This window comes from Providencia sp. PROV156 (assembly GCF_028480905.1).
Classification (GTDB): Bacteria; Pseudomonadota; Gammaproteobacteria; order Enterobacterales; family Enterobacteriaceae; genus Providencia; species Providencia hangzhouensis.
In genome coordinates this window covers 1-5,268 of record NZ_JAMPPE010000049.1, presented here as the reverse complement: position 1 = coordinate 5,268, position 5,268 = coordinate 1, and the positions used below count along the sequence as shown (strand labels likewise).

5 protein-coding genes are annotated in these 5,268 nt (G+C 56.9%); 4 read left to right on the top strand and 1 reads right to left on the bottom strand.

The annotated features are described in order from the left end of the window. From PSF31_RS20855 to PSF31_RS20840, 4 genes are all read left to right on the top strand, one after another. Positions 1-352: DUF3330 domain-containing protein (locus PSF31_RS20855; protein WP_000454193.1), on the top strand; the 352-nt coding region annotated here is incomplete at its 5' end. 125 nt (positions 353-477) lie between these two features. Further along, complete coding sequence (locus PSF31_RS20850) at positions 478-1,038, top strand: recombinase family protein (protein ID WP_000147567.1); 561 nt, start codon at positions 478-480, stop codon at positions 1,036-1,038. Positions 1,039-1,040: 2 nt separating this feature from the next. Continuing rightward, the gene (locus PSF31_RS20845) at positions 1,041-4,007 is read left to right on the top strand and encodes a Tn3-like element TnAs3 family transposase (protein WP_001138064.1); all 2,967 of its coding nucleotides are present in this window, start codon (positions 1,041-1,043) and stop codon (positions 4,005-4,007) included. Further along, positions 3,941-4,417, top strand: a complete 477-nt coding sequence (locus PSF31_RS20840; RefSeq protein WP_223171565.1) for a hypothetical protein — start codon at positions 3,941-3,943, stop codon at positions 4,415-4,417. The genes PSF31_RS20845 and PSF31_RS20840 overlap by 67 nt, the downstream gene beginning before the upstream one ends. A gap of 84 nt (positions 4,418-4,501) precedes the next feature. On the opposite strand, the gene PSF31_RS20835 is transcribed toward PSF31_RS20840, so the two are convergent. Next, on the bottom strand, positions 4,502-5,206 hold the full coding sequence (locus PSF31_RS20835) for an IS6-like element IS1006 family transposase (protein ID WP_001067784.1): 705 nt from the start codon (positions 5,204-5,206) through the stop codon (positions 4,502-4,504). Positions 5,207-5,268: the final 62 nt, after the last annotated feature.

The following is a 5,268-nucleotide window of genomic DNA, read 5'->3' as shown; positions in this document are numbered from 1 at the left end:
AATGGAGGTGGTAGCCGAGGGTGTGGAAACACCCGACTGCCTTGCGTGGTTGCGGCAGGCGGGTTGCGACACGGTGCAGGGTTTCCTGTTCGCCAGGCCGATGCCGGCGGCGGCCTTCGTCGGCTTCGTCAACCAATGGAGGAACACCACCATGAACGCCAATGAACCGAGCACCAGTTGCTGCGTGTGCTGCAAGGAAATCCCGCTCGATGCCGCCTTCACGCCGGAAGGGGCCGAGTACGTGGAGCATTTCTGCGGGCTGGAGTGCTATCAGCGCTTCCAGGCGCGGGCCAGCACTGCGACCGAAACCAGCGTCAAACCGGACGCTTGTGATTCGCCGCCGTCAGGTTGAGGCATACCCTAACCTGATGTCAGATGCCATGTGTAAATTGCGTCAGGATAGGATTGAATTTTGAATTTATTGACATATCTCGTTGAAGGTCATAGAGTCTTCCCTGACATTTTGCAGGGAATTCCATGACTGGACAGCGCATTGGGTATATCAGGGTCAGCACCTTCGACCAGAACCCGGAACGGCAACTGGAAGGCGTCAAGGTTGATCGCGCTTTTAGCGACAAGGCATCCGGCAAGGATGTCAAGCGTCCGCAACTGGAAGCGCTGATAAGCTTCGCCCGCACCGGCGACACCGTGGTGGTGCATAGCATGGATCGCCTGGCGCGCAATCTCGATGATTTGCGCCGGATCGTGCAAACGCTGACACAACGCGGCGTGCATATCGAATTCGTCAAGGAACACCTCAGTTTTACTGGCGAAGACTCTCCGATGGCGAACCTGATGCTCTCGGTGATGGGCGCGTTCGCCGAGTTCGAGCGCGCCCTGATCCGCGAGCGTCAGCGCGAGGGTATTGCGCTCGCCAAGCAACGCGGGGCTTACCGTGGCAGGAAGAAATCCCTGTCGTCTGAGCGTATTGCCGAACTGCGCCAACGTGTCGAGGCTGGCGAGCAAAAGACCAAGCTTGCTCGTGAATTCGGAATCAGTCGCGAAACCCTGTATCAATACTTGAGAACGGATCAGTAAATATGCCACGTCGTTCCATCCTGTCCGCCGCCGAGCGGGAAAGCCTGCTGGCGTTGCCGGACTCCAAGGACGACCTGATCCGACATTACACATTCAACGATACCGACCTCTCGATCATCCGACAGCGGCGCGGGCCAGCCAATCGGCTGGGCTTCGCGGTGCAGCTCTGTTACCTGCGCTTTCCCGGCGTCATCCTGGGCGTCGATGAACTACCGTTCCCGCCCTTGTTGAAGCTGGTCGCCGACCAGCTCAAGGTCGGCGTCGAAAGCTGGAACGAGTACGGCCAGCGGGAGCAGACCCGGCGCGAGCACCTGAGCGAGCTGCAAACCGTGTTCGGTTTCCGGCCCTTCACCATGAGCCATTACCGGCAGGCCGTCCAGATGCTGACCGAGCTGGCGATGCAAACCGACAAAGGCATCGTGCTGGCCAGCGCCTTGATCGGGCACCTGCGGCGGCAGTCGGTCATTCTGCCCGCCCTCAACGCCGTCGAGCGGGCGAGTGCCGAGGCGATCACCCGTGCTAACCGGCGCATCTACGACGCCTTGGCCGAACCACTGGCGGACGCGCATCGCCGCCGCCTCGACGATCTGCTCAAGCGCCGGGACAACGGCAAGACGACCTGGTTGGCTTGGTTGCGCCAGTCTCCGGCCAAGCCAAATTCGCGGCATATGCTGGAACACATCGAACGCCTCAAGGCATGGCAGGCACTCGATCTGCCTACCGGCATCGAGCGGCTGGTTCACCAGAACCGCCTGCTCAAGATTGCCCGCGAGGGCGGCCAGATGACACCCGCCGACCTGGCCAAATTCGAGCCGCAACGGCGCTACGCCACTCTCGTGGCGCTGGCCACCGAGGGCATGGCCACCGTCACCGACGAAATCATCGACCTGCACGACCGCATCCTGGGTAAGCTGTTTAACGCTGCCAAGAATAAGCATCAGCAGCAGTTCCAGGCGTCAGGCAAGGCCATCAACGCCAAGGTACGTCTGTACGGGCGCATCGGTCAGGCGCTGATCGACGCCAAGCAATCAGGCCGCGATGCGTTTGCCGCCATCGAGGCCGTCATGTCCTGGGATTCCTTTGCCGAGAGCGTCACCGAGGCGCAGAAGCTCGCGCAACCCGATGACTTCGATTTCCTGCATCGCATCGGCGAGAGCTACGCCACCCTGCGCCGCTATGCACCGGAATTCCTTGCCGTGCTCAAGCTGCGGGCCGCGCCCGCCGCCAAAAACGTGCTTGATGCCATTGAGGTGCTGCGCGGCATGAACACCGACAACGCCCGCAAGCTGCCAGCCGATGCACCGACCGGCTTCATCAAGCCGCGCTGGCAGAAACTGGTGATGACCGACGCCGGCATCGACCGGCGCTACTACGAACTGTGCGCGCTGTCCGAGTTGAAGAACTCCCTGCGCTCGGGCGACATCTGGGTGCAGGGTTCACGCCAGTTCAAGGACTTCGAGGACTACCTGGTACCGCCCGAGAAGTTCACCAGCCTCAAGCAGTCCAGCGAATTGCCGCTGGCCGTGGCCACCGACTGCGAACAATATCTGCATGAGCGGCTGACGCTGCTGGAAGCACAACTTGCCACCGTCAACCGCATGGCGGCAGCCAACGACCTGCCGGATGCCATCATCACCGAGTCGGGCTTGAAGATCACGCCGCTGGATGCGGCGGTGCCCGACACCGCGCAGGCGCTGATAGACCAGACAGCCATGGTCCTGCCGCACGTCAAGATCACCGAACTGCTGCTCGAAGTCGATGAGTGGACGGGCTTCACCCGGCACTTCACGCACTTGAAATCGGGCGATCTGGCCAAGGACAAGAACCTGTTGTTGACCACGATCCTGGCCGACGCGATCAACCTGGGCCTGACCAAGATGGCCGAGTCCTGCCCCGGCACGACCTACGCGAAGCTCGCTTGGCTGCAAGCCTGGCATACCCGCGACGAAACGTACTCGACAGCGTTGGCTGAACTGGTCAACGCTCAGTTTCGGCATCCCTTTGCCGGGCACTGGGGCGATGGCACCACATCATCATCGGACGGACAGAATTTCCGAACCGCTAGCAAGGCAAAGAGCACGGGGCACATCAACCCAAAATATGGCAGCAGCCCAGGACGGACTTTCTACACCCACATCTCCGACCAATACGCGCCATTCCACACCAAGGTGGTCAATGTCGGCCTGCGCGACTCAACCTACGTGCTCGACGGCCTGCTGTACCACGAATCCGACCTGCGGATCGAGGAGCACTACACCGACACGGCGGGCTTCACCGATCACGTCTTCGCCCTGATGCACCTCTTGGGCTTCCGCTTCGCGCCGCGCATCCGCGACCTGGGCGACACCAAGCTCTACATCCCGAAGGGCGATGCCGCCTATGACGCGCTCAAGCCGATGATCGGCGGCACGCTCAACATCAAGCACGTCCGCGCCCATTGGGACGAAATCCTGCGGCTGGCCACCTCGATCAAGCAGGGCACGGTGACGGCCTCGCTGATGCTCAGGAAACTCGGCAGCTACCCGCGCCAGAACGGCTTGGCCGTCGCGCTGCGCGAGTTGGGCCGCATCGAGCGCACGCTGTTCATCCTCGACTGGCTGCAAAGCGTCGAGCTACGCCGCCGCGTGCATGCCGGGCTGAACAAGGGCGAGGCGCGCAATGCGCTGGCCCGTGCCGTGTTCTTCAACCGCCTTGGTGAAATCCGTGACCGCAGTTTCGAGCAGCAGCGCTACCGGGCCAGCGGCCTCAACCTGGTGACGGCGGCCATCGTGCTGTGGAACACGGTCTACCTGGAGCGTGCGGCGCATGCGTTGCGCGGCAATGGTCATGCCGTCGATGACTCGCTATTGCAGTACCTGTCGCCACTCGGCTGGGAGCACATCAACCTGACCGGTGATTACCTATGGCGCAGCAGCGCCAAGATCGGCGCGGGGAAGTTCAGGCCGCTACGGCCTCTGCAACCGGCTTAGCGTGCTTTATTTTCCGTTTTCTGAGACGACCCCTAGTTGTTTGCGGTCTTGCGTGGCAGGGAGCAGGCATCTTTAACTTGCCTTTCACAGTGATGCTATGGACTATCATTAGATTAATTATCGTGGTATCGCTTGTATTTATTACTGGAAAATTCGGTCTATCAAGAGAGTTTACTTTCCCCGCAGCAGCAGTAGGTTTAGCTTTTAGTTTATTCCCTGTCCTTGATCATATTGCGTTAGGTTATTCTGCTAAAAATTTCTATGAAACCACTAATTTTATGGGGCAAACGGTTCGGGAATTTGGTGCCAGTAAAATTACGGTCTGGTGGGGTTCGATTTATGCCAAAATAGCCTATGCTAGCCTTGCAGGTTTAATTGGATATGGTGTTAAGGTCGCCACTGATGATTAAAAAAGAAAAACCAACTTGAAGTTGGTTTTTTTGGCACTGTTGCAAATAGAGATTTGAGTCGATGATGTTCCCTTTAAAAAGTACTTAGAGACCGAAAACCCTGTTGATTAGACACACTTCACCCTGAGGCTGACCATAATAAAATGACGATGCTTGTCCTTTACGTAGTGCACGCATGACTTCAATACCTTTAATTGTGGCATAAGCCGTCTTCATAGATTTGAATCCTAATGTGGCCCTGATGATCCGCTTTAGCTTGCCATGATCACATTCAATCACGTTATTTTTATACTTAATCTGCCTGTGCTCAAGGTCTGGTGGACATTTACCTTCCCGTTTTAACCGTGATAAAGCACGTCCATATGTGGGTGCTTTATCCGTGTTGATCACTTGTGGAATTTGCCACTTCTTCACATTATTTAAAATTTTTCCAAGAAAACAATATGCTGATTTGGTATTACGTCTAGAAGAAAGATAAAAATCAATGGTATCGCCACGTTGATCGACTGCACGATACAGATAAGACCATCGTCCATTCACTTTTACATAGGTTTCATCAATATGCCACGAGCTCAGATCTGTAGGATTACGCCAATACCAGCGTAAACGTTTTTCTATTTCAGGAGCATAACGTTGAACCCAACGGTAAATAGTCGTGTGATCAACATTCACACCCCGTTCGGCCAGCATTTCCTGCAGTTCACGATAGCTAATGCCATATTTACAATACCAGCGCACAGCCCAAAGAATGATTTCGCCCTGAAAATGCCGACCATGGAAAGGATTCATATGCTGCACCTTTAGCTAAAACAGTCTTCAGCTTACCATTCGTGGTTATTTGCAACAGTGCC

Coding starts and splice junctions, on each gene's coding strand:
- PSF31_RS20850 (WP_000147567.1), top strand. CDS start 478: ATGACTGGACAGCGCATTGGGTATATCAGGGTCAGCACCTTCGACCAG.
- PSF31_RS20845 (WP_001138064.1), top strand. CDS start 1,041: ATGCCACGTCGTTCCATCCTGTCCGCCGCCGAGCGGGAAAGCCTGCTG.
- PSF31_RS20840 (WP_223171565.1), top strand. CDS start 3,941: ATGGCGCAGCAGCGCCAAGATCGGCGCGGGGAAGTTCAGGCCGCTACG.
- PSF31_RS20835 (WP_001067784.1), bottom strand. CDS start 5,206: ATGAATCCTTTCCATGGTCGGCATTTTCAGGGCGAAATCATTCTTTGG.